The sequence below is a fragment of the Corynebacterium marquesiae genome, from assembly GCF_030229635.1.
In the GTDB taxonomy this organism is placed as follows: Bacteria; Actinomycetota; Actinomycetes; order Mycobacteriales; family Mycobacteriaceae; genus Corynebacterium; species Corynebacterium marquesiae.
This window is the reverse complement of sequence record NZ_JASPII010000006.1, coordinates 36753-59372: the sequence shown is the minus strand read 5'-3', so window position 1 is coordinate 59372 and position 22620 is coordinate 36753. Positions and strand designations below refer to the sequence as shown.

At 60.1% G+C, this 22620-nt stretch carries 23 protein-coding genes; 11 read left to right on the top strand and 12 right to left on the bottom strand.

Annotated features, from left to right (window positions below):
* Positions 1 to 3: 3 nt before the first annotated feature.
* The 6 genes from QP971_RS05450 to QP971_RS05425 form a co-directional block, all read right to left on the bottom strand.
* Positions 4 to 612 carry a MogA/MoaB family molybdenum cofactor biosynthesis protein gene (locus QP971_RS05450; protein ID WP_225747299.1) on the bottom strand — a complete coding sequence of 203 codons (609 nt, stop codon included), beginning with the start codon at positions 610 to 612 and terminating at the stop codon, positions 4 to 6.
* Between the two features lie 85 nt (positions 613 to 697).
* Positions 698 to 2164 carry a S1C family serine protease gene (locus tag QP971_RS05445; protein WP_284786494.1) on the bottom strand — a complete coding sequence of 489 codons (1467 nt, stop codon included), beginning with the start codon at positions 2162 to 2164 and terminating at the stop codon, positions 698 to 700.
* 109 nt (positions 2165 to 2273) lie between these two features.
* Positions 2274 to 3833 (bottom strand): HAMP domain-containing sensor histidine kinase, encoded by a 1560-nt coding sequence (locus QP971_RS05440; RefSeq protein WP_284786492.1) that lies wholly within the window; start codon positions 3831 to 3833, stop codon positions 2274 to 2276.
* A complete protein-coding gene (locus QP971_RS05435) occupies positions 3830 to 4528 on the bottom strand; it encodes a response regulator transcription factor (protein ID WP_284786491.1) in 699 nt (232 codons plus the stop codon). The genes QP971_RS05440 and QP971_RS05435 overlap by 4 nt, the downstream gene beginning before the upstream one ends.
* Positions 4529 to 4692: 164 nt before the next feature.
* Positions 4693 to 4866 (bottom strand): 50S ribosomal protein L32, encoded by a 174-nt coding sequence (gene rpmF / locus QP971_RS05430; protein WP_005279913.1) that lies wholly within the window; start codon positions 4864 to 4866, stop codon positions 4693 to 4695.
* Positions 4867 to 4881: 15 nt separating this feature from the next.
* Positions 4882 to 5151, bottom strand: coding sequence for a type B 50S ribosomal protein L31 (locus QP971_RS05425; RefSeq protein ID WP_005323793.1), 270 nt, complete (start codon positions 5149 to 5151; stop codon positions 4882 to 4884).
* Positions 5152 to 5624: 473 nt separating this feature from the next.
* Between QP971_RS05425 and rpmB the strand changes: the two genes are divergently transcribed.
* The 6 genes from rpmB to QP971_RS05395 all read left to right on the top strand — a co-directional run bounded on the left by rpmB (position 5625) and on the right by QP971_RS05395 (position 8446).
* Positions 5625 to 5861 (top strand): 50S ribosomal protein L28, encoded by a 237-nt coding sequence (rpmB, locus tag QP971_RS05420; protein WP_005279911.1) that lies wholly within the window; start codon positions 5625 to 5627, stop codon positions 5859 to 5861.
* A 2-nt stretch (positions 5862 to 5863) separates the two neighbouring features.
* Positions 5864 to 6028, top strand: coding sequence for a 50S ribosomal protein L33 (rpmG, locus tag QP971_RS05415; RefSeq protein WP_005279910.1), 165 nt, complete (start codon positions 5864 to 5866; stop codon positions 6026 to 6028).
* Positions 6029 to 6031: 3 nt separating this feature from the next.
* On the top strand, positions 6032 to 6337 hold the full coding sequence (rpsN, locus tag QP971_RS05410) for a 30S ribosomal protein S14 (protein ID WP_005279906.1): 306 nt from the start codon (positions 6032 to 6034) through the stop codon (positions 6335 to 6337).
* Positions 6338 to 6352: 15 nt separating this feature from the next.
* Entirely contained in the window at positions 6353 to 6607 is a 255-nt protein-coding gene (rpsR, locus tag QP971_RS05405; RefSeq protein ID WP_005279904.1) for a 30S ribosomal protein S18, read from the top strand.
* Between the two features lie 241 nt (positions 6608 to 6848).
* Entirely contained in the window at positions 6849 to 7628 is a 780-nt protein-coding gene (locus tag QP971_RS05400; RefSeq protein WP_284811059.1) for a putative nucleotidyltransferase substrate binding domain-containing protein, read from the top strand.
* Between the two features lie 101 nt (positions 7629 to 7729).
* Positions 7730 to 8446, top strand: a complete 717-nt coding sequence (locus QP971_RS05395) for a TetR/AcrR family transcriptional regulator (RefSeq protein ID WP_269953242.1) — start codon at positions 7730 to 7732, stop codon at positions 8444 to 8446.
* A 16-nt stretch (positions 8447 to 8462) separates the two neighbouring features.
* Here the strand turns inward: QP971_RS05395 and QP971_RS05390 are convergent, their stop codons facing one another.
* Genes QP971_RS05390 through QP971_RS05370 form a run of 5 tightly spaced genes read right to left on the bottom strand, consistent with a single transcriptional unit; the run spans position 8463 to position 13917 of the window.
* Positions 8463 to 9089: a hypothetical protein gene (locus QP971_RS05390; RefSeq protein ID WP_284811060.1), complete on the bottom strand. Its 627-nt coding sequence runs from the start codon at positions 9087 to 9089 to the stop codon at positions 8463 to 8465.
* A 24-nt stretch (positions 9090 to 9113) separates the two neighbouring features.
* Positions 9114 to 10040, bottom strand: coding sequence for a hypothetical protein (locus QP971_RS05385; RefSeq protein ID WP_284811061.1), 927 nt, complete (start codon positions 10038 to 10040; stop codon positions 9114 to 9116).
* 15 nt (positions 10041 to 10055) lie between these two features.
* Entirely contained in the window at positions 10056 to 11588 is a 1533-nt protein-coding gene (gene purH, locus QP971_RS05380; RefSeq protein ID WP_284811062.1) for a bifunctional phosphoribosylaminoimidazolecarboxamide formyltransferase/IMP cyclohydrolase, read from the bottom strand.
* A 27-nt stretch (positions 11589 to 11615) separates the two neighbouring features.
* Positions 11616 to 12224 (bottom strand): phosphoribosylglycinamide formyltransferase, encoded by a 609-nt coding sequence (purN, locus tag QP971_RS05375; RefSeq protein WP_193393071.1) that lies wholly within the window; start codon positions 12222 to 12224, stop codon positions 11616 to 11618.
* 22 nt (positions 12225 to 12246) lie between these two features.
* Entirely contained in the window at positions 12247 to 13917 is a 1671-nt protein-coding gene (locus QP971_RS05370; RefSeq protein WP_284811063.1) for a cell division protein PerM, read from the bottom strand.
* A 413-nt stretch (positions 13918 to 14330) separates the two neighbouring features.
* On the opposite strand from QP971_RS05370, the gene QP971_RS05365 reads away from it, so the two are divergent.
* Both QP971_RS05365 and QP971_RS05360 read left to right on the top strand, forming a co-directional pair.
* The gene (locus QP971_RS05365) at positions 14331 to 15080 is read left to right on the top strand and encodes a M23 family metallopeptidase (RefSeq protein ID WP_284786478.1); all 750 of its coding nucleotides are present in this window, start codon (positions 14331 to 14333) and stop codon (positions 15078 to 15080) included.
* A 632-nt stretch (positions 15081 to 15712) separates the two neighbouring features.
* Positions 15713 to 16471, top strand: coding sequence for a M23 family metallopeptidase (locus QP971_RS05360; protein WP_284791879.1), 759 nt, complete (start codon positions 15713 to 15715; stop codon positions 16469 to 16471).
* On the opposite strand, the gene pcrA is transcribed toward QP971_RS05360, so the two are convergent.
* The gene (pcrA, locus tag QP971_RS05355) at positions 16468 to 18981 is read right to left on the bottom strand and encodes a DNA helicase PcrA (RefSeq protein ID WP_284786474.1); all 2514 of its coding nucleotides are present in this window, start codon (positions 18979 to 18981) and stop codon (positions 16468 to 16470) included. The genes QP971_RS05360 and pcrA overlap by 4 nt on opposite strands.
* A gap of 97 nt (positions 18982 to 19078) precedes the next feature.
* Here pcrA and QP971_RS05350 point away from each other — a divergent pair, with 97 nt between their 5' ends.
* The 3 genes from QP971_RS05350 to pgi all read left to right on the top strand — a co-directional run bounded on the left by QP971_RS05350 (position 19079) and on the right by pgi (position 22520).
* On the top strand, positions 19079 to 19402 hold the full coding sequence (locus QP971_RS05350; protein ID WP_023021988.1) for a chorismate mutase: 324 nt from the start codon (positions 19079 to 19081) through the stop codon (positions 19400 to 19402).
* Positions 19403 to 19449: 47 nt separating this feature from the next.
* The gene (locus QP971_RS05345) at positions 19450 to 20796 is read left to right on the top strand and encodes a Na+/H+ antiporter family protein (RefSeq protein WP_225747311.1); all 1347 of its coding nucleotides are present in this window, start codon (positions 19450 to 19452) and stop codon (positions 20794 to 20796) included.
* 86 nt (positions 20797 to 20882) lie between these two features.
* A complete protein-coding gene (pgi, locus tag QP971_RS05340; protein ID WP_284767718.1) occupies positions 20883 to 22520 on the top strand; it encodes a glucose-6-phosphate isomerase in 1638 nt (545 codons plus the stop codon).
* Positions 22521 to 22620: the final 100 nt, after the last annotated feature.

Below are 22620 nucleotides of genomic sequence, written 5' to 3'. Positions count from 1 at the left end.
CGGTTACTGGACGCTAGATTGCTGCAGCTGGTCAATGAGGTGGTGTACCAGGGGCGCCAAGGTAGCCATGCCATCGCGGACGGCAGCTCGGGAGGAGGCAAGGTTGACCACTACGGTAGACCCCGAAACACCAGATAGGCCGCGGGACGTGCAGGCATCCACCGCGCCGCAGGCTTGGCCAGAAGAACGCAGCGCCTGTGCCACGCCCGGAACCATCTTGTCGATGACAGACCGGGTAGCCTCCGGAGTCTTATCGCGCGGGCCTACACCGGTACCGCCCACGGTGAGGACCACGTCCACGCCACCGACCACGGCGGTCTCAATGGCCTGGCGGATCTTGGATTTCTTGGAACGGACCACGATGGCGCCATCAACACGGAAATTGGCCTCCGCCAGCAACTCACTTACCAACTGCGAAGTGCTATCGGATTGCTCACCAGGATGGTCAGTGACAATCACAATAAGCCCACGGCGCGGGGCAGCAAGGCTATCCTCCTGCTCGCTTGCCAGCAGGAAGGCATCATCGGGTTCGGCAACATCCATCAAGGAATCGCGCCTGGTCGCGCCGTCGGGCTGCGCGGAGTCGGTCACATCGTGCTGCGAATCTGGCATTTTTCTCCTTAAGTTAAGGCATTGCGGCCTTGTGGCGGGGTGAGGTACGGCGCACTTAGCACCTAATGAGGTCTTGCACAGTAATTTACTCGCCTGAGAGGGTTACCTCTACCTGACGAGCTTCATCCGAGTCTTCGCGGGTAACCTCCAAGGTCACCGTCGCGCCAAAGTCTTGCGATCGCGCCGCCGCGATGAGCGCATCGGCGTTTTCGATCAGGCGATCGTTGACGCGGGTAACAATGTCGCCATCCTTTAGGCCCGCCTTATCTGCTGGGCCACCCGGCTCCACCCCGGCGATGCGGGCACCATTGCCGTCGTCGCGCGCTAGCACCTTCACGCCAAGGGTCGGGTGGGAAACTTTGCCGTCATTAATGAGCTCATCTGCCATGCGCTTGGCAAAATTGGATGGGATTGCAAAGCCCAGGCCAATGGAGCCGCCCTCGCCGGAGGAACTATTAGACAGCGAAGCAATCATGGAGTTCATGCCCACGATATTGCCGTCTCGATCCACCAGGGGGCCGCCCGAGTTGCCAGGGTTTACTGCGGCATCGGTCTGAATGGCGTCAATCAATGAGGACTCGCCACCTTCCTGGGATGCGCGCACGGGACGGTTTTTTGCCGATACGATGCCGGAGGTCACGGTAGCATTCAACCCCAAAGGAGACCCCACGGCCACCACCTCCTGGCCTACAGCAACGGAATCGGAGTCGCCGAACTGCAAGAAGGGCAAGTCCTTGACGTCCTTGATCTTCACGATGGCCACGTCCGTATTCGCATCCGAGGCCACCACGTTAGCTTCATGCTTGCTGCCGTCATTCATGGTCACTTGCATCATGCCACCGTGTTCAGCACCGGCAACCACGTGGTGGTTGGTCAGTACATAACCATCTGGGGAGATGACAGAACCGGAGCCTTCAGCCCCACCAGCACGAGTCATCGTCTGGATAGAAACCACCGCCGGCAAAACCTTGGAGGCTACTTCTTCCACAGAACCCTGTTCCGGTTCCTTACCGGTGCTATTGTTTGCCGGCTCAGCCTTGAGGGCTTCATTGACCACGGAGGTATCGTTATTGCCTCCCCCAGAACTCATGCCGACCACAGCGCCGGCAATCGAGCCTGCGGCGATGGCAGCGACGGCCGCCAGTGCGGTGGCGGCGCCCAAGCCGATTTTCTTCTTTTGCTCCGGCTGCGGAGGCAGCGGGGTGACCATCGGGCCTTCCTGCCCCTGACCACTAAAGCTTTGGGTCTGTGGGGCATTCGGATAGGGCCCCAGCGAACCTAGCGTTCGCGGGTCATCGCCTTCAGCACCGCCGCGCGGCTGATTCCACCCCTGCGAATAGGAACCGGTCTCATACGCCTGCGCACCAGCACCACTATAAGGACCAGTGTCATCGCTGTAGGGGCCAGCATTTCCGGCACCCGCATCCGGCTGTCCGGTCTCCCCAAAGTTCGGACCACCCTGAACCGGCTCGGCCCTACCCGGACCTTCCTGGGATTCTCCCTCTGGGGAGTTTCCATCAAAGCCGCGGTAATCGTCATTCCTCATGTTCATGAGAAAACTATGCCTCACTTCGCTTGGTCAAGACTGATATTGATCTGCCAACCTACTAGGAATTCCTGGAAGGATGCTGTATTACCTCACCAGTATAAACGCTTGTACGCTAGCCCTGATTAAACCAACGCTGTGCAAAGATTTCACCCCGGTCGCTCGGGTCTTCCTTATCACCCGGCAGCCCCTCATGCGGGTCTGCCAAACCGTCCACGAAAATCTCACCCGGCACAGGCTTACCCGGCAAAATGACTTCCATGCGGGTGCCACCATCATTAGACTCGCGGATCTTGATCGTGCCATCGTGGCGTTCAATTACCGATTTCACAATGGCCAAGCCCAAGCCCGAGCCCGGCATGGAACGCGCTTCTGCCGAACGGTAGAAGCGTTCAAAGACCTTCTCCCGCTCCTCCGGTGCAATGCCAGGCCCAGAGTCATCAAAGCGCAGGCGCACCTCGTGGGAGGATAGCTGCTCCATGGATACGCGCACCGTGCCAGTTGCCGGCGACCACTTAGCCGCATTGTCCATGAGGTTAAGCGTTGCACGGCCCAATGCGAAGGGGTCGCCGTCCAGCTCCCACGGGATAAAGCGCACCAAGAACTCCACATCGGGACGGCGGCGGCGCGCACGCTCCAGCGAAGCCATCATGACTTCACAAAGGTCAACCGGTTCCGGTTCGCGCTCATTGCCGTCCTCGCGCGCCAAATCAACGAGGTCCCCAATCAAGGTGGAGAGCTCATTCATCTGGGACATCACGTCATCTTCGAGGTCTTTGCGGTCCTCATCGCTCATGCCAAAGCCACCACCGGCGCGATTGAGCATCATCAAAAGCTCAATATTGGTACGCATAGAGGTCAGCGGGGTCTTCAACTCATGTCCAGCATCGGCTACGAACTGAGCCTGCTGCGAACGGGATTCCTGCAGTGCCTCCAGCATCTGGTTAAAGGAGGTGGTCAACTGCGCCATCTCGTCGTTATTGGAGACCTCAATAGGACGCAGGTCGTTGGTCTGCGTCACGTAATCCACCGCTCGCTTCAGCCGGGCGATGGGTTGCATACCGGTTTTGGACACGATGAGGCCGGCAAAAATGGCGAGCAAGATGCCAAGGCCAACGATAATCAGAAGCACCGTGCCCAAGATGGCTATGAGCCCTTGCGTAGGTGCGAGAGACTGAGCGACGACCACGGTAGAGCCGAGATCATGACGCTTGGCCAACACCCGCTCGCCGCCGACGGTACGCACGGAAGTTTCCGTGTAATCCTCCGTCCGGTGGAAGTCCCCGCCCACAGGAATGGTGTCGCCGTAGGAAAAGCTCATGGAGGGCGGTGATAGGGCTACACGGGTGCCAGGGTTATAGGCCTTAAAATCCTTGATTTCCTGGTCCACGTTATCCATGAACCGCGGGTCTTGGCTTTGCCGCAACAAGACATCGGCCTTGGCCTCCAAGCGCTCATCGACGGAGGCAGTAAGGGACATAGAAACTACCCAATACGTTGCCAGCGTCATCAAGGCAACAGCTACGGCCACCACAAGGCCGGTAACAGTAGCAAGGCGCCACCGCAGTGGCGTCCGTGAAGCCCAACTCCCCTGACGATCAGAGAACTCGGTAAGAGGGGTGGACTGTACCTTCCCGGAAGCCACCGCAGGGGAAGCGGGCTTCCTTAAAATCACGAATTAGACTCCCTCAAAACATAGCCCACACCACGGACGGTGTGGATGAGGCGAGCATCGCTCTCGCCCTCCGTCTTCTTACGCAGGTAGCCGATATAGACCTCGAGAGCATTGCCGGAGGTAGGGAAATCGTATCCCCATACTTCTTCCAGGATCTTGCTGCGCGAGAGAACCTTGCGGGGATTTTCCATCAGCAATTGCAGCAGCGCAAACTCGGTACGCGTCAAGGAAATGGCCCGGCCACCGCGGCTTACTTCGCGGGTATCGGCATCAAGTTCAAGGTCCTCGAAGCTAAGCTTGCTTTCCACCGGAGCTTCAGCGGCGATGGAATCTGCAGCGGCACGCCGTACCAAGGAGCGCACGCGGGCCAAGAGCTCTTCCAATGCGAACGGCTTTGGCAGGTAATCATCCGCTCCGGCATCGAGGCCAGCCACGCGATCCGAGACGCCATCGCGCGCGGTCAGAACGAGGATTGGACGATCCCAACCCTCACTGCGCAGGGTGCGGCATACTTCTAGTCCATCCATGTTGGGCATCATGACGTCCAGAATCACCAATTCGGGATTCTCAGCGCGCACCGTCTCCACGGCTTCCAAGCCGTCGTTAGCGGTCAACACTTCGTAGCCGTTAAAGCGTAGGGAACGGCGTAGCGATTCGCGGACGGCTTGTTCATCATCCACCACAAGGATTTTCATAGTCCTAATTATTACTGATGGCAGTCAACTTCATGAAGTTAAGGGAAATATTTACCCCCATAGCCCCCCAAATACCGTTAAAACATGCTTATAGGAGGCTTCTAAAGCTAAAAATCCCCGCCCAGCCCTCTAAAGAGAGCGGACGGGGAGATTAAAGAGCGAGCTTAGAACTGCTCTACGTCAACCAGGCCCAGCTTGGCAGCCTTAACCAGGCGGCGCGGGATGCGGACGGTCTGGCCGTCGATGGTAACTTCCTGGAGGGCTACATTGTCAGCCTTCCACTGGGAACGGCGTGCGTGGGTGTTCGCACGGGACTTCTTAAACTTAGGAGTTGCCATTTTCTACTCTCCTCCTTACGCGTTCTTCTTCTTGCGGCGTGCCATGCCACCGAAGCGCTGGTTGAAGCGCTCGACGCGGCCGGCGGTATCCATAACGCGCTGTGCACCAGTCCAGAACGGGTGGGACTCAGCGGTAACGTCAACGACGATCAGTGGGTACTCGTTGCCGTCTTCCCACTCAACGGTGCGGTCGGAGGAAGCGGTGGACTTGGTCAAAAAGGAGTGACCGGTACCAGCATCACGGAAGACTACCGGGTGGTAATCCGGGTGAATATCTTTCTTCATATATATTCCCTCAGGGTTGGACTACGGGTCGGTTCCACACGCTTGGTGAGGATCGTGCCCGAGTTGGGACGTGCAAATTTCACTCTGTTAACCGCGCGCCGCGTGGCACGGGTCAACAACCTGAATTATCCTACAGTCAACTAACCCATATACGAAATCCCCAACCAGCGGCGACCACTCATTTCACTCACGTTTCTTGCATCACGCTTGGCAGCACCCCACAGGCAAACCCCACCCCAGCACGGCAAACGGCCTAGGCACCGCAGCGAGGCAGCGATTAGGTAATTCGCGCCCGAGGCTGTAAGATTTTCCCTTGCTGTTGTCAAAATATACGTTTTACGCCCCGTCTACTGGCGTTTGACGATGGCGCCGCACCCGCTCACACCTCACTTTTGAGCACTGCCACCCTCACACGGCAGTCGGCGCTTCATTGTCTATAGCCATGATGTGGGCGGCTAGGAGAAAGAAGACCCATGTCGGCTATTTGCCAGGTAACGGGCCGCAAGCCGGAATTCGGCAAGCAGGTCTCGCACTCGCACCGCCGCACTTCGCGCCGTTGGAACCCCAACGTGCAGCGTCGTCGCTACTACCTGCCCTCTGAGGGCCGTACCATCACCCTGAACGTTTCCACGAAGGGCATGAAGATCATCGACCGCGATGGCATCGAGTCCGTTGTGGCTAAGATTCGCGCACGTGGGGAGAAGATTTAAGTATGGCACGTAACGATATCCGCCCAATCATCAAGCTTAAGTCCACTGCGGGCACCGGTTACACCTACGTGACCCGTAAGAACAAGCGCAACAACCCGGATCGCATCACCTTGAAGAAGTTCGATCCCATTGCCCGCAAGCACGTCGAATTCCGCGAGGAGCGATAATCAATGGCTAAGAAGTCCAAGATCGCTAAGAACGAGCAGCGCAAGGAAATCGTCGCCCGCTATGCGGAGCGTCGCGCTGAGCTCAAGAAGATCATCAAGAACCCGAACACCCCGGATGAGGAGCGCTTGGAGGCTCAGTTCGAGCTGAACCGCCAGCCTCGTGACGCTTCCCCAGCCCGCGTACGTAACCGTGACGCTGCCGATGGCCGTCCACGCGGTTACCTCCGCAAGTTCGGCCTGTCCCGTGTCCGTATGCGCGGCATGGCTCACCGTGGTGAGCTGCCGGGCGTTCGTAAGTCCAGCTGGTAAAGGGGTAATTGCACAATGGCTAATAAGCGCAATAACCAAAAGAAGTTCCGTATGGAGCAGAGCCGTCGCCCAAAGAAGAACCCTTTGAAGGCTGAGGGCATCGAGAAGGTGGACTACAAGGACACCAAGACTCTGCGTCTGTTCATCTCGGATCGTCACAAGATCCGTTCCCGTCGCGTCACCGGTTTGACCCCGCAGCAGCAGCGTCAGGTTGCTACTGCAGTCAAGAACGCACGCGAAATGGCTCTCCTGCCGTTCACCACCCGCTAAACAGTAGCTGGGTATCAACAGCGCACTTTTGCCGCTGGCAAGTGTGACACGGTAAAAGAACCATAAGCTTTCGCCGCCTCCCTCCCCGAGGGCAGGCGGCGAAAGTCGTTTTAGCCCTCCTATCCCTTCTGCGCGGCCCACATGCTCAGATCACAGAACCGAAGTGTTAGATTGAAAACATTCGTGCACCCCGCAGCCGGCGGGGAAGCACCGGCCCCGCACTAGTGAAAGGCAGTGAGCAATGGCCCTGCACCAATCCCTACTCGATCTTTCCGAGCTCGCCCCGCACTGCCAGTCCCGCGCTACGGCCCGCGGACTGCTCGCAGAGGCCCAAGATATCCTGCGCAACGCGGTCGCCCACCAGGACAATGAGATTGAATTGGCCAACTGGTATTCCCGGCTGATTACGGATATTGTTCGCTCCCCGGGGGTCAACTCCCCAGTCCGTCTTAGCGGCGCGGCCGCCCGTGGCGACCAGCTGCCCTCCATGCCCGTGGTGTGGATGGGCGACGATGCCGATCTGCAAGAGGTCTTCGCCGATGTCGGTCTCCAAGCTCACGCAGCCACCGATTCCATCGCCGCGCGCGTCGACGCCGGCCTGCCCCTTGGAAACGGCGGGGAACAAGCACTGCTAGAAGAAGCCTTGGGCCAGCGCCCGCCTGCCCTAAAGATGGTCGATGGCCTGCCGGACCGCGATGCAGCGGTCGATATTAAGGCCACGCTGCTCTCCCCCATTGCAGCTATCGCACGCTGGGCGGCACCTGGACCGCGCCCGACCGTTGACCGCCTGGCGATTGGCGTGGAACGCGATCTGCTTACAGCCGCGGACGCAGAGTCTTTGGACCTAGCGTGGCGCACCGGTTATGCGTTAGAGTTGCGCCGTTGGTATGAGGGCGTTAGCGATCGTCCGGCCACGCTGCGCGATCTTCCGCCGCTGGATCGCACCGCTTATGGTTCGGCGTGCCGCATTGTCTCGGCTGCGTTTGAATCCATTTCCCGGCGGGCAGAAGAATATAAATAGTCTCTACGGTGCGGATTCGGAAGCTGCACCTCATCGGGCATAAGATTGTACAGTTGACTATTAAAAGCGATTTCCCTTTGTGAAAGGAGGCGTCCCACCGCATGGCAGGCAATGTCGGTAGGCCGCGTAAACACAGCCCGCGGCGCAGAGGCAATAGCGCCCGTGAGGAGATCTTGGACGCCTCCTCCGAGCTTTTCACTACCCAGGGTTTTGCTACCACGTCCACGCACCAGATTGCAGACGCGGTAGGCATCCGTCAGGCGTCGCTGTACTACCACTTCCCGTCCAAGACGGAGATTTTCCTGACGCTGCTCAATTCCACCATTGAGCCCTCCCTGGAATTGGCCGATGAATTGGCGGGCACCAAGGCCGACCCAGCTCAGCGCCTGTGGTCTTTGGTTGCCGCAGAATCGCGTCTGCTGCTTACCAGTGGCTGGAACGTGGGCCGCCTGTATCAGCTGCCGGTAGCTAATTCTTCGGAGTTCTCCGAGTATCACGAGTCGCGCGACCGCCTGCAGAATCATTTCCGCTCCACCGCCGCCGCCATTGTGGGCGAAGATGACCCCCGCGTGGAGCTTCCCTTCCACATCGCGCTGTCCGTTATTGAAATGCGCCCCAACAACGGCACCCCTCCGTTTGACGCTTCCCAGTCGGTTCCGGAGACTGCCGCCATGCTTGCCGACGCCGCCTTGGCCGTCCTTGACGCCTCCGTCCCCGACAATGCCGAAGAAACTACCTTGGAGCTGCTGAAGAACCGCAACGACTCCATCTCTGCGGCCGCCGCCGCAGCGGCCGACCGCAAGAAGAAGTCGCGCTAGCCCGTCCTTCCTCTCGTTAGCGCTGCCACGACTCCGTGAACTCGCCCGTGGCGGCCAATCCACCGCCCTCGCGCACGCTCACGCCACTCGGCGTCACCACGATGATCGACGGATCCGCATTGACGTAGTAGTTGTTGCCGTCTTGGGTAACGTCATCCGATTCAAACTGGCCGTCAAACATCGACGAGCGATAGAACTTGTAGCCACCTCCGGTCTCGCAAATGATGACCCTGCCGTCTGGCCCAGAACCAGCAAACAGGGCGCGTTCAAACCGGTTGCAACTTGCGTAATCGCCATCGAGCCAACCGTGCCCATTGAAATCAGAAATGTAGTTGCCTTCTCCAGTCTTCTGCCCACCGCCAGGGGAAGACGGAGCCTCCTGTTTTTCCGTCTGCGTGACCGTGACTACCAGCGGTTCCTCAGGGGATTCCTTGGTTACGGTCTCTTGCGCGGCCGTAGTTTCCTCGGCGGTCTCCTCTTCTTTGTCGGAGTTATTGACCGTGGTCATTCCACTGCCCTCACCTTTGAAGCTGGGAGCGGATTCATCCGTGGAGTTACTGCAACCGCTCAGCGCGAGGCTGGCGGCCACGAACGGGACGAAGCCTGCGGCAATAAGCGGGCGGAGGCTTAAGCGAGAAGTCATGAGTTTTCCTTTCTACTGACAGCCTTAACAGGCAGGGCTGGGCCACTGGGTTTCGGCCTGCGCTAGGGCTTCGGCCATGGAGGTAAGTACCTTTTGAGTGGAGGCGTACTGACCATCAGGGGAGGAGGCAATCAGTGCCACGGCGACGTCATGCCCGCCAAGCTGCACGATGCCCATCTGCCGCACATCGTAGCCGCCGGCGAGGCTCGGGCCCCAGCCACCCTTCATCAAGGCGCCCGGCAGGGTGCGCAGGCCGTAGGCTTGGGCGGGATCGGCGACACCCATGGCGTCGACAATCGGCTGGGCACCTTCAACGCAGCGCACCCCGGCCATGAACTTTGCTTGGTTTCCCACGCCCCACATGGTTTGGCCAAAAGCCGTAAATTCCGGCCGGGTGACCTGGGATTGGACTTGGGTGGCGGTATCGCCCGCCTCCGCGATGACGCTTTGTGTGGCCTGCGCGGCTGCGGTCCCCTCCCCTAAAGCTGCCCACGCGGCCTTGGCAGCCTCGTTATCGGAGTAGGTGATTGCAGAGGACACTAGCTGGCTATCGGCCGCACCCGTGCGATTCGCCGCGATCAGCACCGGCACCTTGGAGGTTGACCACGCGGCCTCGGGAGCGGTGCGCCCCGCTTCAACGGCGGTCGTGCCATCGGAGACGGCGATGCCCACATCGCCGTTTTCGGCCACGATGCGGTCAAGCACGGCTTGGACATCGCCGGAAGGGGCCGCGGCCGGTGGCTCCGTGGAGGAGGAAGGCGCAGACGAGGCAGCCGGTGGTGCGGACGTGGTCTCTTTTCCGTAGAGGGGATCTGCCGTGCCACGTGCTTCGGTGTTGACGAAAGTAGGGGAATTATTCGCCGCGTCCTCATCGCCGCAGGCGCTTAGGGTGAGCGCGCAGGCGATAAGGGCGGCTGCCGGGCCCCAGGCCCGGCGGATAGGGAATGTCATGGCATTGAGCTTAGGCTAGTGCGCGAAGTGGCGGGTACCGGTCAGGTACAAAGTAACGCCGGCTTCTTTCGCCGCCGCGATGACTTCTTCGTCGCGAATGGAGCCGCCGGGCTGGACAACGGCCTTAACGCCGGCGTCGAGAAGCACCTGCAAGCCATCGGCGAACGGGAAGAAGGCATCGGAAGCGGCGAAGGAGCCCTCGGTGCGGTTGGCACCATCGGCTAGGGTGTTGGCGCGCTCGACGGCCAGCTTGGCGGAGTCAACGCGGTTGACCTGGCCCATGCCCACGCCCACGGTGGCATTGTCCTTGGCCAGCAAGATGGCATTGGACTTCACCGCGCGCACGGCGCGCCAGGCGAACTCGAGCTCAGCCAAGTCGGTCTCGTTGAGGGCCTCGCCCGCGGCCAGGGTCCAGTTAGCCGGGTTATCGCCCTCGGCCTGGTAGGTATCTGGCTCTTGGGTGAGCACGCCGCCAGAGATGTACTTGCGCTCCTCGTGCTGGTCTTCGTGCTCTGCCTGTAGCACGCGCAGATTCTTCTTGGCCTTGAGGACTTCGATGGCGCCGTCCTCATAGGAAGGAGCAACGATGACCTCGGTGAAGATCTCCTTGACCTGCTCGGCCATCTCTACGGTGACCTCGCGGTTGACGGCAATCACGCCACCGAAGGCGGACATTGGGTCGCACGCGTGCGCCGCGCGGTGGGCAGCGGCGATGGACTCTTCGGACACGGCAATGCCGCATGGGTTGGTGTGCTTGATAATCGCAACGCAGGGGCGCTCGTGGTCCCACGCGGCGCGCCAAGCGGCATCCGCATCCTGGTAGTTGTTGTAGCTCATCTCCTTGCCATTGAACTGAGTGGCATTGGCAAGGCCCTTGGAACCGATGCGGGTAACGGTGGCCGCCTGGTGAGAGTTCTCGCCGTAGCGCAGCGGGGTGGTTTGCCCCTCCTCGCTGAGCTGGTCCACGAACCAGGCGGAGACGGCCGCATCATAATCCGCGGTGTGCAGGAAAGCATCGCGGGCAAGGCCACGGCGCTGCTCCAGGGTAAAGCCACCGTTGGTGACGGCTTCCACGGCTTCACCGTAGCGGGAAGGGTCTACCACAACGGCAACAGACGGGTGGTTCTTGGCGGCTGCGCGCACCATGGATGGGCCGCCGATATCAATCTGTTCTACACAGCCATCAAAGTCCGCGCCCGAAGCCACGGTCTCGCGGAAGGGATACAGGTTGACCACGACGAGCTGGAAAGGCTCTACCTCGAGATCGGAGAGCTGGTTGAGGTGATCTTCCTTGCGGGTATCGGCCAAAATGCCGGCGTGCACGCGCGGGTGCAGCGTCTTGACGCGGCCTTCCAAGCACTCCGGGAAGCCGGTGAGCTTTTCTACCGGAGTGACCTCGATGCCTAGGTCCGCGATCTTCTTCGCGGTGGAGCCGGTGGAGACGATTTCTACGCCTGCCTTATCGAGGGCGCGGGCTAGATCCTCCAGCCCGGTCTTGTCGTACACGCTGATAAGGGCGCGCTTTACCTGCTTGCGGTCTTCGCTCATGAGGAGGATTAAGCCTTTCGAAAAGTCTTAGTCTGCGAGTTGAATAGTTAGTTTCTCGTCGTGGACGTTAGCTGCACGCAGCACCTCCACGATGAGGTCGCGCTCTACTTGTTTAATGCGCTCGTGGAGGGTGGACTCGTCATCGTCCGCATTGATGGCAACGGGGCGCTGCGCGATGATGGAGCCGGTATCCACGCCCGCGTCCACAAAGTGGACGGTAGAGCCAGTGATCTTCACGCCGTAATCTAGGGCGTCGCGCACCGCGTGCGCTCCCTTGAAGGCAGGCAGTAGCGCCGGGTGGGTATTGATGGTGCGGCCTTCGAAGCGGTCCAGGAATTCCTGGCCCAGGATCTTCATAAAGCCCGCAGAAACAACAACGTCTGGCTGCGCAGCATCTACTGCGTCAACCAGACGTTGATTCCATTCGGCGCGATCCGCACCCAGCGCCACGACCTCGGTATCAATCCCGTGGTCCTGTGCGCGCGAAATACCGTGGCATTCCTTATCCGCCACCACCTTCACTACCTGGTAGTGCCCGGCTTGGGCATCCATGATCGCTTGCAGCAGGGAACCCGTTCCAGAAACGAGCACCACCACTCGGAGGCGTTCAGGGTCAGCGGTATAGCGCGGAGGCATCGGTGAAGTCACGCGCTATAGCCTAGCCCTTCTCCCCCTCCTCGGGGGAATCTTCGCTCGAGGAGTCCTGCTCACTCTCCCCCATTTGGTCCTTGAGCTGTTGGCTCAGCGGCTTGGCGACGCCCCTTTCATCGCCCTCCTTAGCCTCCTCCGGCCGCTCCGCCGCTTCTTCGGCTGGAGTGCCCTCTTCTTTCTGCTCTTCTTCCGGTTCCTCCGCGGCCGCGTCAGGTGCAGTATTTTCGGGCTCGTCCTCGACTACCTCGGCGTCAACGATTTCCGGATCCGTGATGGGCTCTCGCTCCGGTTCGGTGGGAGCCTCGTCGGCAGTGGCAGCGGGTTCGTCGGCGTATTCATCGGTGGGGGCCGCACCAGGTGCTGTGCGGGCCGCACGCCAGGCCACGAAGGCGAAGCCAGCGGCAACGGCGCAGCCAACGACGGCCATCCACAGGGAGGTGAGGCCTGCGGCAGTCCACAGCTGCGGGCCGGTCGAACCGTAGTAGCCGAGGTCACCGCTGACAAGGTAGCAGGCAACCAGCATGATTACTGCGGAGGCCACCGTAGCTACTAGTACGTCCTGAAAGCTCGGACGCTTCTTGTACAACGAGTAGATTGCGGCGCCGAGGGGAACGATCAATAGCGCCACCGCCCAGCTGGGCGCGGATGCTGGAATGCCACCGGTAATGGGCAGCGGCGGCAGCGGCACGAGGTGGGCGCTAAAGAGGCTCACCGATCCTTCGCCTACGGAAAACTCCGAGCCCACCAATACCGCCGCGGTGCTCACGATGGCATTGGGAATATAAAGCACGCTCAGCAACACGAGTCCGGCAATGCCTAAGCCGGAGATCGTAGGATAGTCATTCATCATCTCGCCCTGGCGGGAGATGTTGACCAGGAATACCACCGCAAAGACTGCGGCTGCGCCAATGGCAAGGTAGGCGAGGTAGCGAAGGGCGATCTGAGTGGCGTCGACAAGCGGGCGCGGCACTCCATAACGCTTGGCCAACGCCCGCCACAAGCGCCACCCCATACCGGCCGCCATGGCGGCCAGGTGCAGAACAATAACGCGCAGCAACGCCTGCGCCAGATTAGGCGGGGAAACGTCATAGACCTTGCCCGCATCCCACAGCATCAGCCAGGCGATGATGGTAAATACCACCGGCACGCCAAGCACGCAGGCCAAAAGAGTAAGCAAGTCCTTGACGCTAACCTTGTGTTTTACCGCGCTGCGCACCCGAACCGCCACCACCGCGGCAAGGATGAGCGCTGGCAAGGCCGGCAAGAAGGAAATATGCACATCAGCCGCAGAGACCGGGGCGAGGTTAAAGACCATCCAGGCCTCCGCCACGATGGTGTACCACCACGCCATGGGAGAGCCGGTGAGCATGAGACCGCCAAGCGCGATGGCCATAATGATAAGGACAATAACCACGTTGGGCACTGCCGCCGTAATGAGCATGCGGCGAATGCGCCCGGCTTTGGTCAACGGCGCGGGAGTACGGCGTGCCTTGGCCTTGGAGCCGGCCTTGCGAGCGACGCGCTGCGCCGATCCAGAGGACTGGCGTGACCCACTGGGATGAGGCGCGCGTGGGGTGCGCTGCGCGCGCACCGTACGGCCCCGCGCCTGGCTACGCGGGCGGGGCGTTGACCGAGATTGGGGGCTGGTGTTTTTGTTCATCGGCGTCCACTTTGCCACCTTCCGGAAGTGAAATCGGGGTGGCGCGACGAGACGCTCGCAAAATCACCGGCGGCAACCCCTGTACCTGGGCTATACAAATATATAAGGAGTATAAAATCTACCCTGGTTTCACACCCTTAACTCTGGCGGTAATACTATTGAAGGCAAAGGCCGCTAGTTTTGCGTGACGCACGCGGAGCTCGCGTGGGATCTTTATCGCACTAACATTATTCTGAGTGCCATATGTTGCCTGCTCGTGGACAATTTCCCCGAGAGGGGCCTGAAAGTTTCTTAATTTGGGTTGCTGTTATCTTTTCGAGACGCTACTGTTACATCTCGTTGGTAACAAGAAGGTCACAATCTCGTAACTAACTCGGTGGGGATGTAACACCCGTTCTGCGCAGATTGTGAAAATGACGAAAGAAGACCTAATGCGAAGCAAAGTTCAGCGTGGCGCCGGCCGCCATCGCAAGATTGTCACCTCGCAGACCGCGAAGGGCCGCATTGCCGTAATGACGGTTGCGGCAGGTGCAGTTTCCACGGCCGGCGTTGGTGGCGCAGCCGCCGCAAACATTCAGTCCGATGACGCGGCCACCACCAAGACGCAGTCCGTTGACTTCGAGCTCGCCTCTGACTCCACCCAAGTTGAGGATGCTGCTGCGGCTCCGGTTGATACCACCCCACAGATCCTCAACGTGGCTGAGGCTAAGCCAGTTACTGATCTGACCGATCAACTCAACAAGGCCATTCAGGCCTCTGAAGAGCGCGCCGCTGCCGACGAGGCTGCTCGCGCTCCGTCCGTAGCTCGCCCGGCCGAGGGTGCATTCACATCTCCATTCGCTATGCGCTGGGGCACCTTCCACAAGGGCGTCGACATCGCCAACTCTCCCGGCACCCCAATCCTTGCCGTCATGGATGGTACGGTCATCGACTCCGGTCCAGCTTCCGGCTTTGGCCAGTGGATCCGCATCATGCACGACGACGGCACCATGACCGTCTACGGCCACATGCAGACCCTTGACGTGGCCGTTGGCGAGCACGTGCATGCCGGCCAGAAGATCGCCGGCATGGGCTCGATGGGCTTTTCCACCGGCTCCCACCTCCACTTCGAAGTTCACCCGAACGGTGGCGAGGCAATCGATCCACAGCCTTGGCTGGCTGAGCGAGGTATCGACCTCTAAGACCCCCAGCCAACACCTTCTTGTTAAGCGCCGCAGTGGCTTTCCTGCGGCGCTTTTTCATGTCCACAATTGCCCTAAAGACACCAGCGCCGGCTCCCGACCACCGAGGCTGCAGCCAACCTTCCCCAAGACGACTCAAATGCCTCCCAGCCTTCCCATTGCGCCTCCAACAAAAGGCAAGCCCCGTCAAGACAAGCGCTCCACCACCGAGCCCTAGACACAAATTGCGCCGCACAGCCAAGTCCAGTACGCAGCCTTGTCGCAGGTAAATACACATTTACGCTAATCACTGGGCTTGAACGCAACACGCTACTTCCAGAGCGGCACACCCACCCCCAAGGTCCACCCCCAGACCCTAAACCAATACTTTACAGACGCCACTCCAACCACATTGGTAACACGCGCAACAAGCTGGCATGTTCGAATAATTTCGAATTATTTCCGCCTCTACCAGCGTTTTTTAAGATTGCGCGGGCCGTTCGGGCGGGCTAACTTTTAACTCGTTGCCACGAGCGATTTCGAACGCAAGCATTTCAGCTTTCGGCGTGTCGCGGTTGGCAGTTGCAAGACGCCTCCCTCTCTAGGGCACAAGCGTCCCGAGACCATGCACAGCCATGAAAAGGACTTAAGATATGAAGCGCATGAACCGCGCACGCAAGAACGTGACGCTGAGCATCGTTACGCTCGGCACCGTACTTGCTACCGGCACCACCGCTTTTGCTGCAGAGCCAGTGGCTAGCGTGGACGTATCAGACGGCTCCTCCGAGCCCACCGCTACCAATGTAGATAACGCCGGAGTGGTCGACGCCCTCGTTGGCTTGGCGACTACTACCGTAGGGGTTCTCAACGGCGACGCTACCCCGCAGGTAGATGGAAACGAATCCGGCGGAGTAAATATCGTCTTGGATCCTGGTTCTGTACCGGGATTGAAGGAAGCATTCGCTCCACAGGGAAATCACTCCGGACTCACCACGAAGCGCGGCAAGGACTCCGCGGGCAATACCGTGGTCTTTCCTACCTCCGGCACGCTTACTTCTGGCTTCGGCCAGCGCTGGGGCACAATGCACAACGGCATCGACGTAGCTAACCCGGTGGGCACCCCGATTCTGGCGGTCATGGACGGCACCGTCATCAACTCCGGTCCAGCGCAGGGCTTTGGCAACTGGATCCGCATCCAGCACGATGACGGCACCATCTCCGTCTACGGTCACATGCCGGCAGACCTACTCAAGGTAAATGTGGGCGAGCGCGTGACCGCGGGTCAGGAAATCGCCGGCATTGGCAACGAGGGCCACTCCACTGGCCCGCACCTCCACTTTGAGATTCACCCAGGTGGAGGAGCACCCGTTGACCCAGTCTCCTGGTTCAACGAGCGCGGCATTACGGTCTAGAGCTTTTCCATCGGCACCCCGCCGATGAGCATCAGCCGGACCTTACCGGAAGAACCAAAGTCCACGGTGACCGTGGCACGCTTACCGGAGCCGGACGTCTCAATGACAGTTCCGAGCCCGTACTTAGCGTGATTGACGCGGTCACCCACGGCAAGGTTGAGGTTATTGTTCTTAGGCATTGAGGTCGCCGCTGGCTTGCTAGTGCGTCGCGATGGGGAAGACGCAGCGCGCTGGCCACCGCGGGACCCGCCTCTGCCCCACCCAGACCAGTCGCGGCCGTAGGAACGACCATATTGGTAATCGTCCTCGCCCCACGCGCCGGTCAGGGAACTATCGGAGTCTTCGCGCCGCCAGTTGATGAGGTCTTCTGGGACCTCGCCGAGGAAGCGGCTGGCGGGATTAGTCACCGGATTGCCCCACGCCGAGCGCAAAATGGCGCGGGTAAGATACAACTGCTCGCGAGCGCGGGTAATGCCCACATAGGCGAGGCGGCGCTCCTCGCTCAGCTCCTTCGGGTCACCCAGTGAGCGCATATGCGGGAATTGGCCATCCTCCCAGCCGGTCAAAAAGACTACGGGGAACTCAAGACCCTTGGCGGTGTGCAGAGTCATCATGGTGACCACACCAGTCTCGGAATCTGGGATCTGGTCAGCATCGGCCACCAGCGACACCTTTTCCAAGAATGCCTGCAGCGAACCGGGCGCAGCTTCGCCCTCCTCTACTAGCTCGGAGGGGTCCACTGCATCCGCACCGGATGCGGCAAGCTGGTTGGCCGCCTCCGAGGTGAATTCGCGCGCCACCGATACCAACTCGTTGAGGTTATCTAGGCGCGCACCGTCCTGCGGATCATTCGAATTTTCCAATTCCGCCTTGTATCCCGTGGCATCCAAAATGGCGGAAAGCAGCTCGCCCAAATCCGGTTGGTCGGTAACCTCATCGCGCATGGACGGGATCTGATTGCGGATACCCTCCATCATGTCGTTGAATTTGCCCACCGCATTGATGGCCCGGGTGCCAAGGCCAGGGACGTCGCCCTGGGGGACATCGGCAAGCGCCTTGCCAAAGCTAATGCCGTGGTTTTCCGCATGGAGGGCGATATGCCCCTGCGCCTTGTCACCAATGGCACGCTTGGGCACGTTGATGATGCGGCGCAGACTTACCGTATCGTCCGGGTTATCCAAGATGCGCAGGTAGGCCACCATGTCGCGGATTTCGCGCCGCTCATAAAAGCGCGTGCCACCCACCACCTTGTACGGAATTCCGGAGCGAATGAAGATATCTTCCAGCGCACGGGAGGCGTTATTGGTGCGGTACATGACCGCGATATCGGAATAGCTGCGGCCCTTATCCGCCAAGGAGTCGATTTCAGAGGCGATGAACCGCGCCTCATCGTGCTCATTATCGGCAACATAGCCTACGATCTGCTCGCCCTCACCGTGGGCGGTCCACAGGTTCTTCTCGCGGCGATTCTCATTCTTGGCGATCACGGCATTGGCCGCGTTGAGAATGGTCTGCGTAGAGCGATAATTTTGTTCCAGCAAGATCGTGTGCGCCTGGGGGTAGTCGCGCTCGAATTCCTGAATATTACGGATGGTGGCCCCGCGGAAGGCATAAATGGACTGATCGGAATCGCCCACTACGCACAACTCGGGAGCATCGGGTCCGAGCTCTCCCCTGCCCACGAGCGCGGCAACTAGGGCGTATTGGGCGTGGTTGGTGTCCTGGTACTCGTCAATTAGCACGTGCTTGAAGCGCCGGCGATAGAACTCCACCACCTGCTGGTGCTGGGTGAAAATCCGCACCACCTCACCGATGAGATCATCAAAGTCCACGGCATTGGCCGCGCGCAGGCGGCGCTGGTATTCGGCATAGACCTGGGCCACGGTGGTTTCAAATGGATTCTTGGTCTGCTGCGCCTTTTCCAGTGCGGATTCGGGACCGATGAGCTCATTTTTGTGATTAGAAATCTGATTGGCCAGGACCCGCGGGGTGTACTTCTTTAGATCCAGCTGCATGTCCTTAGCAATCATGGACAAAAGCCGGCGGGCATCATCGCCATCATAAATGGTGAAGTTGGTATTAAGCCCTGGCACCAGCTGCGCATTTTGGCGCAAGATACGCACACAGATGGAGTGGAAGGTAGACACCCACATGCGCTCTGCCACGGGGCCGACCAGCCCGCCCACGCGCTCCTTCATTTCCGCGGCGGCCTTATTAGTAAAGGTAATGGCGAGGATCTCCCACGGATTTACCCCGCGATGGCGCATGAGATAGGCAATGCGGCGGGTAAGCACGGCGGTCTTGCCGGAACCAGCGCCGGCCACGATGAGCAGCGGGCTGCCCGTGTGGGTAACGGCCTCAAGCTGCTGTGGGTTGAGGCCCTCGGTCAAGGCATCGGGGGATTCGGATTCCGGGCTCGCTGCGCGCGGTGTGCCGAAGCCGCCAAAGGGGATTGGTGTGGGTGCGCCGCCGGTGGACGGGGAAGGGCTAAAAGGAGAGTTTTCGTTCATAGTGCCTTCCAACCTACTAGCCCCACCGGACACGCCCCGTATCTGCCGTGCGAGCTGCTATTTCCTTTTGCGCGGGCGGGTGGCACAATATGGTCTTATGACCGCAGAAGATAACAAGGACATCGTCGATAACGGCCTGGACATCCGCACGCCTTCGGGTACGGATGATCCCCTATCTGATGCGGAGATCCAGCAGTATCGCGAAGAAATCAACCGCATGGACCGCATCATCTTGGATGCTGCCAAGCGCCGCACGGAAGTCTCTCAGGCCATTGGCCGCACCCGCATGAGCTCTGGCGGCACCCGCCTGGTCCACACCCGCGAGATCGCCATTTTGAATCAGTTCCGCGATGAACTTGGGGAAGAAGGCCCCACCATCGCTTCGGCGCTGCTACGGATGGGCCGCGGCCGGCTGGGTTAATCGAATAATTACGACCCAGCCGATACTATGCAGTACCCTGAATTAGCATGAATGCAGTTCTCGTCGCCGTCATAGTCATGCTCGTGCTCGCCCTCCTGCGCGTGCATGTAGTGGTAGCACTCTTCCTAGGAGCTATCGTCGGCGGGCTCCTGTCGGGCATGGGCCTCGATGCCACCATGGTCGCCTTCCAAGACGGCTTGGGCGGCGGCGCCAAGATTGCCCTAAGCTATGCCCTCTTGGGCGCTTTTGCGATGGGCGTGGCCTCCGCTGGGCTGCCACAGGTCCTGGCTAATTTCCTCATCCGCAAGCTCGGCGGCAGCGGCGAAGCAGACCCCAAAGCCGCCCTGGCCACCAAGTGGATGCTCATCCTCGGGCTCATCGCCATGTCCGTGATGAGCCAGAACCTCATCCCGGTCCACATCGCCTTCATTCCGCTCATCATCCCGCCGCTACTTACAGTGATGAATAAGCTGCGCCTGGACCGCCGGCTAATTACTACCTGCCTGACCTTCGGCCTTATCACCACCTACATGTTCATTCCGGTGGGCTTTGGCTCCATCTACTTAAATGACATCCTGCTCTTTAATATCCAGCAGGCGGGGCTTGATACCTCCGATATCAATATCATGCAGGTTATGGGCGTGCCGGCGCTCGGCATGCTCGCCGGCCTACTCATCGCCATCTTCATTAGCTACCGCAAACCGCGCGACTATGAAAACCTGCCCATCGCGGCTGAGGAGCACCAAGAGGCCCCCTCTGCTTATAAGGTGTGGGTTTCCGTCGTGGCCATCATTGCCACCTTTGCGGTGCAGATTGTCATGCAGGCGCTCGACTTCGAATCCGATGGCCTCATGGTCGGCGCGCTGACCGGCTTAGGAATTTTGCTGCTTACCGGCGCGGTGGATTGGAAGCACGCGGACGATGTCTTTACCAATGGCATGAAGATGATGGCGCTCATCGGCTTCATCATGATAACCGCCCAGGGGTTCGCCTCGGTCATGACGGCGACCAATGAGGTCGGCCCGCTGGTGGATGCCACCGCCAACCTCTTTGGCACCAATAAGGTCCTTTCCGCCGGCGCGATGCTGGTGGTGGGCTTAGTGGTCACCATGGGCATCGGCTCTTCCTTTTCCACCTTGCCCATCATCTCCGTTATCTATGTGCCGCTGTGCATGTCGTTGGGCTTTAGCCCCGCGGCCACCGTGGCGCTTATTGGCACCGCAGGCGCGCTTGGCGACGCCGGCTCTCCCGCCTCCGATTCCACCCTCGGCCCTACCGCGGGCTTGGGCGCGGATGGCCAGCACGACCACATCCGCGACTCGGTCATTCCCACCTTCATCCACTTCAATATTCCGCTGCTTATTGCCGGCTGGGCAGGCGCTCTCATCCTCTAAGACGGCCCGACGCGGTAGTGCTTTCTGGACTACGGTGGGAGGGGTAAATGTTGCCAATGCGCTAGTTGCCAGAAAGGCCAACCATCATGGATATCACCGCATCTGCCCAGTGGAGCGAGCTCGCGAAAGTATATGAGGATAAAAAGGACCTCAACCTCCGCGAGCTTTTCGCCGCCGATGCAGACCGCGCCCGCAACTTCACTTTCGACGCCGCCGGCCTGCACGTCGATCTATCGAAGAATCTGATCGACGGGGACGTCGTCAAGCAGCTGGTGGAAGTAGCCAAGGCCGCCGACCTTGAGGCCCGCCGCGATGCCATGTTCGCCGGCGAGCACATCAATAACACCGAGGATCGCGCCGTGCTGCACACCGCATTGCGCATCCCGGCCGAAGATGACTTGAGCGTTGACGGCCAGGACGTCGCCGCCGATGTCCACGAGGTCTTAGGCCGCATGCGCGATTTCGCCACCGCGCTGCGCTCCGGCTCGTGGCTCGGGCATACCGGCCACACCATCAAAAAGGTAGTCAATATCGGCATCGGTGGCTCCGACCTCGGACCAGCGATGGCGGCCAAGGCACTGCGCTCCTATGAGGTCGCCGGCATCTCCGCCGAATTCGTCTCCAACGTTGACCCGGCCGATATGGCCGCCACACTCGATGGCCTGGATGCAGAATCTACCCTATTCATCATCGCGTCCAAGACGTTTACCACCCAGGAGACGCTAACCAATGCGCACGCCGCGCGCCGCTGGCTCATCGAGCAATTCGATGGTGACGAATCCGCCGTAGCCAAGCACTTCGTCGCCGTGTCCACCAATGCGGAGAAGGTAGCCGAGTTCGGCATCGATACCGAGAACATGTTCCCGTTCTGGAATTGGGTCGGCGGCCGCTACTCCGTGGATTGCGCCATCGGCCTGTCCCTCATGTGCACCATTGGCCCGATGGACTTTATGCGCTTCCTCGAGGGTTTCCACGCCATGGACGAGCACTTCCGCACCACCCCACTGGAAGAAAACGTCCCCGCGCTCATGGGTCTCTTGGGGGTCTGGTACACCAACTTCTTCGGCGCCCAGACCCACGCCGTGCTCCCCTACTCCCAGGACCTCGGCCGCTTCCCGGCCTACCTGCAGCAGCTGACCATGGAATCCAATGGCAAGTCCGTGCGCCGCGACGGCACCGCGGTTACCGCCCCATCCACCGGGGAAATCTACTGGGGCGAGCCGGGCACCAATGGCCAGCACGCCTTCTTCCAACTCATGCACCAAGGAACCCGCCTCATCCCGGCGGACTTCATCGGGTTTGCCCGCCCGAAGCAGGACTTCCCCACCGCCGATGGCTCTGGTTCCATGCATGACCTGCTCATGGGCAACTTCTTTGCCCAGACCAAGGTGCTGGCCTTTGGCAAGACCGCAGAAGAAATCGCGGCCGAGGGCGTAGACGAGGCCGTCGTGCCGCACAAGGTCATGCCGGGCAACCGCCCGACCACCACCATCCTGGCCGAGGAACTCACCCCGCAGACCCTCGGCGCGCTCATCGCGCTCTACGAGCACATCGTGTTCACCCAGGGCGTTATCTGGGATATCAACTCCTTCGACCAGTGGGGCGTGGAGCTGGGCAAGCAGCAGGCTAATGACCTGGCGCCGGCCGTCTCCGGCGCTGAGGCCGCCAACTCCGGCGACCAGTCCACCGATGAGCTCATCGGTTGGTACCGCTCCAACCGCTAAAGGCACACTTTGAGCCGCGTTATCCCCTCTCACCTACTCGGCGAGGCGGATAACGCGGCTGCTTTATGGCCTCGCTTGCCCCACGGCGATGTAAAACAAG

Bases quoted from the DNA above. Each gene is read 5' to 3' on its own strand.
- QP971_RS05450 (WP_225747299.1), bottom strand. From the start codon at position 612: ATGCCAGATTCGCAGCACGATGTGACCGACTCCGCGCAGCCCGACGGC.
- QP971_RS05445 (WP_284786494.1), bottom strand. From the start codon at position 2,164: ATGAACATGAGGAATGACGATTACCGCGGCTTTGATGGAAACTCCCCA.
- QP971_RS05435 (WP_284786491.1), bottom strand. From the start codon at position 4,528: ATGAAAATCCTTGTGGTGGATGATGAACAAGCCGTCCGCGAATCGCTA.
- rpmF (WP_005279913.1), bottom strand. From the start codon at position 4,866: ATGGCAACTCCTAAGTTTAAGAAGTCCCGTGCGAACACCCACGCACGC.
- QP971_RS05425 (WP_005323793.1), bottom strand. From the start codon at position 5,151: ATGAAGAAAGATATTCACCCGGATTACCACCCGGTAGTCTTCCGTGAT.
- rpmB (WP_005279911.1), top strand. From the start codon at position 5,625: ATGTCGGCTATTTGCCAGGTAACGGGCCGCAAGCCGGAATTCGGCAAG.
- rpmG (WP_005279910.1), top strand. From the start codon at position 5,864: ATGGCACGTAACGATATCCGCCCAATCATCAAGCTTAAGTCCACTGCG.
- rpsN (WP_005279906.1), top strand. From the start codon at position 6,032: ATGGCTAAGAAGTCCAAGATCGCTAAGAACGAGCAGCGCAAGGAAATC.
- rpsR (WP_005279904.1), top strand. From the start codon at position 6,353: ATGGCTAATAAGCGCAATAACCAAAAGAAGTTCCGTATGGAGCAGAGC.
- QP971_RS05400 (WP_284811059.1), top strand. From the start codon at position 6,849: ATGGCCCTGCACCAATCCCTACTCGATCTTTCCGAGCTCGCCCCGCAC.
- QP971_RS05395 (WP_269953242.1), top strand. From the start codon at position 7,730: ATGGCAGGCAATGTCGGTAGGCCGCGTAAACACAGCCCGCGGCGCAGA.
- QP971_RS05390 (WP_284811060.1), bottom strand. From the start codon at position 9,089: ATGACTTCTCGCTTAAGCCTCCGCCCGCTTATTGCCGCAGGCTTCGTC.
- QP971_RS05385 (WP_284811061.1), bottom strand. From the start codon at position 10,040: ATGACATTCCCTATCCGCCGGGCCTGGGGCCCGGCAGCCGCCCTTATC.
- purH (WP_284811062.1), bottom strand. From the start codon at position 11,588: ATGAGCGAAGACCGCAAGCAGGTAAAGCGCGCCCTTATCAGCGTGTAC.
- purN (WP_193393071.1), bottom strand. From the start codon at position 12,224: ATGCCTCCGCGCTATACCGCTGACCCTGAACGCCTCCGAGTGGTGGTG.
- QP971_RS05365 (WP_284786478.1), top strand. From the start codon at position 14,331: ATGCGAAGCAAAGTTCAGCGTGGCGCCGGCCGCCATCGCAAGATTGTC.
- QP971_RS05360 (WP_284791879.1), top strand. From the start codon at position 15,713: ATGAAGCGCATGAACCGCGCACGCAAGAACGTGACGCTGAGCATCGTT.
- pcrA (WP_284786474.1), bottom strand. From the start codon at position 18,981: ATGAACGAAAACTCTCCTTTTAGCCCTTCCCCGTCCACCGGCGGCGCA.
- QP971_RS05350 (WP_023021988.1), top strand. From the start codon at position 19,079: ATGACCGCAGAAGATAACAAGGACATCGTCGATAACGGCCTGGACATC.
- QP971_RS05345 (WP_225747311.1), top strand. From the start codon at position 19,450: ATGAATGCAGTTCTCGTCGCCGTCATAGTCATGCTCGTGCTCGCCCTC.
- pgi (WP_284767718.1), top strand. From the start codon at position 20,883: ATGGATATCACCGCATCTGCCCAGTGGAGCGAGCTCGCGAAAGTATAT.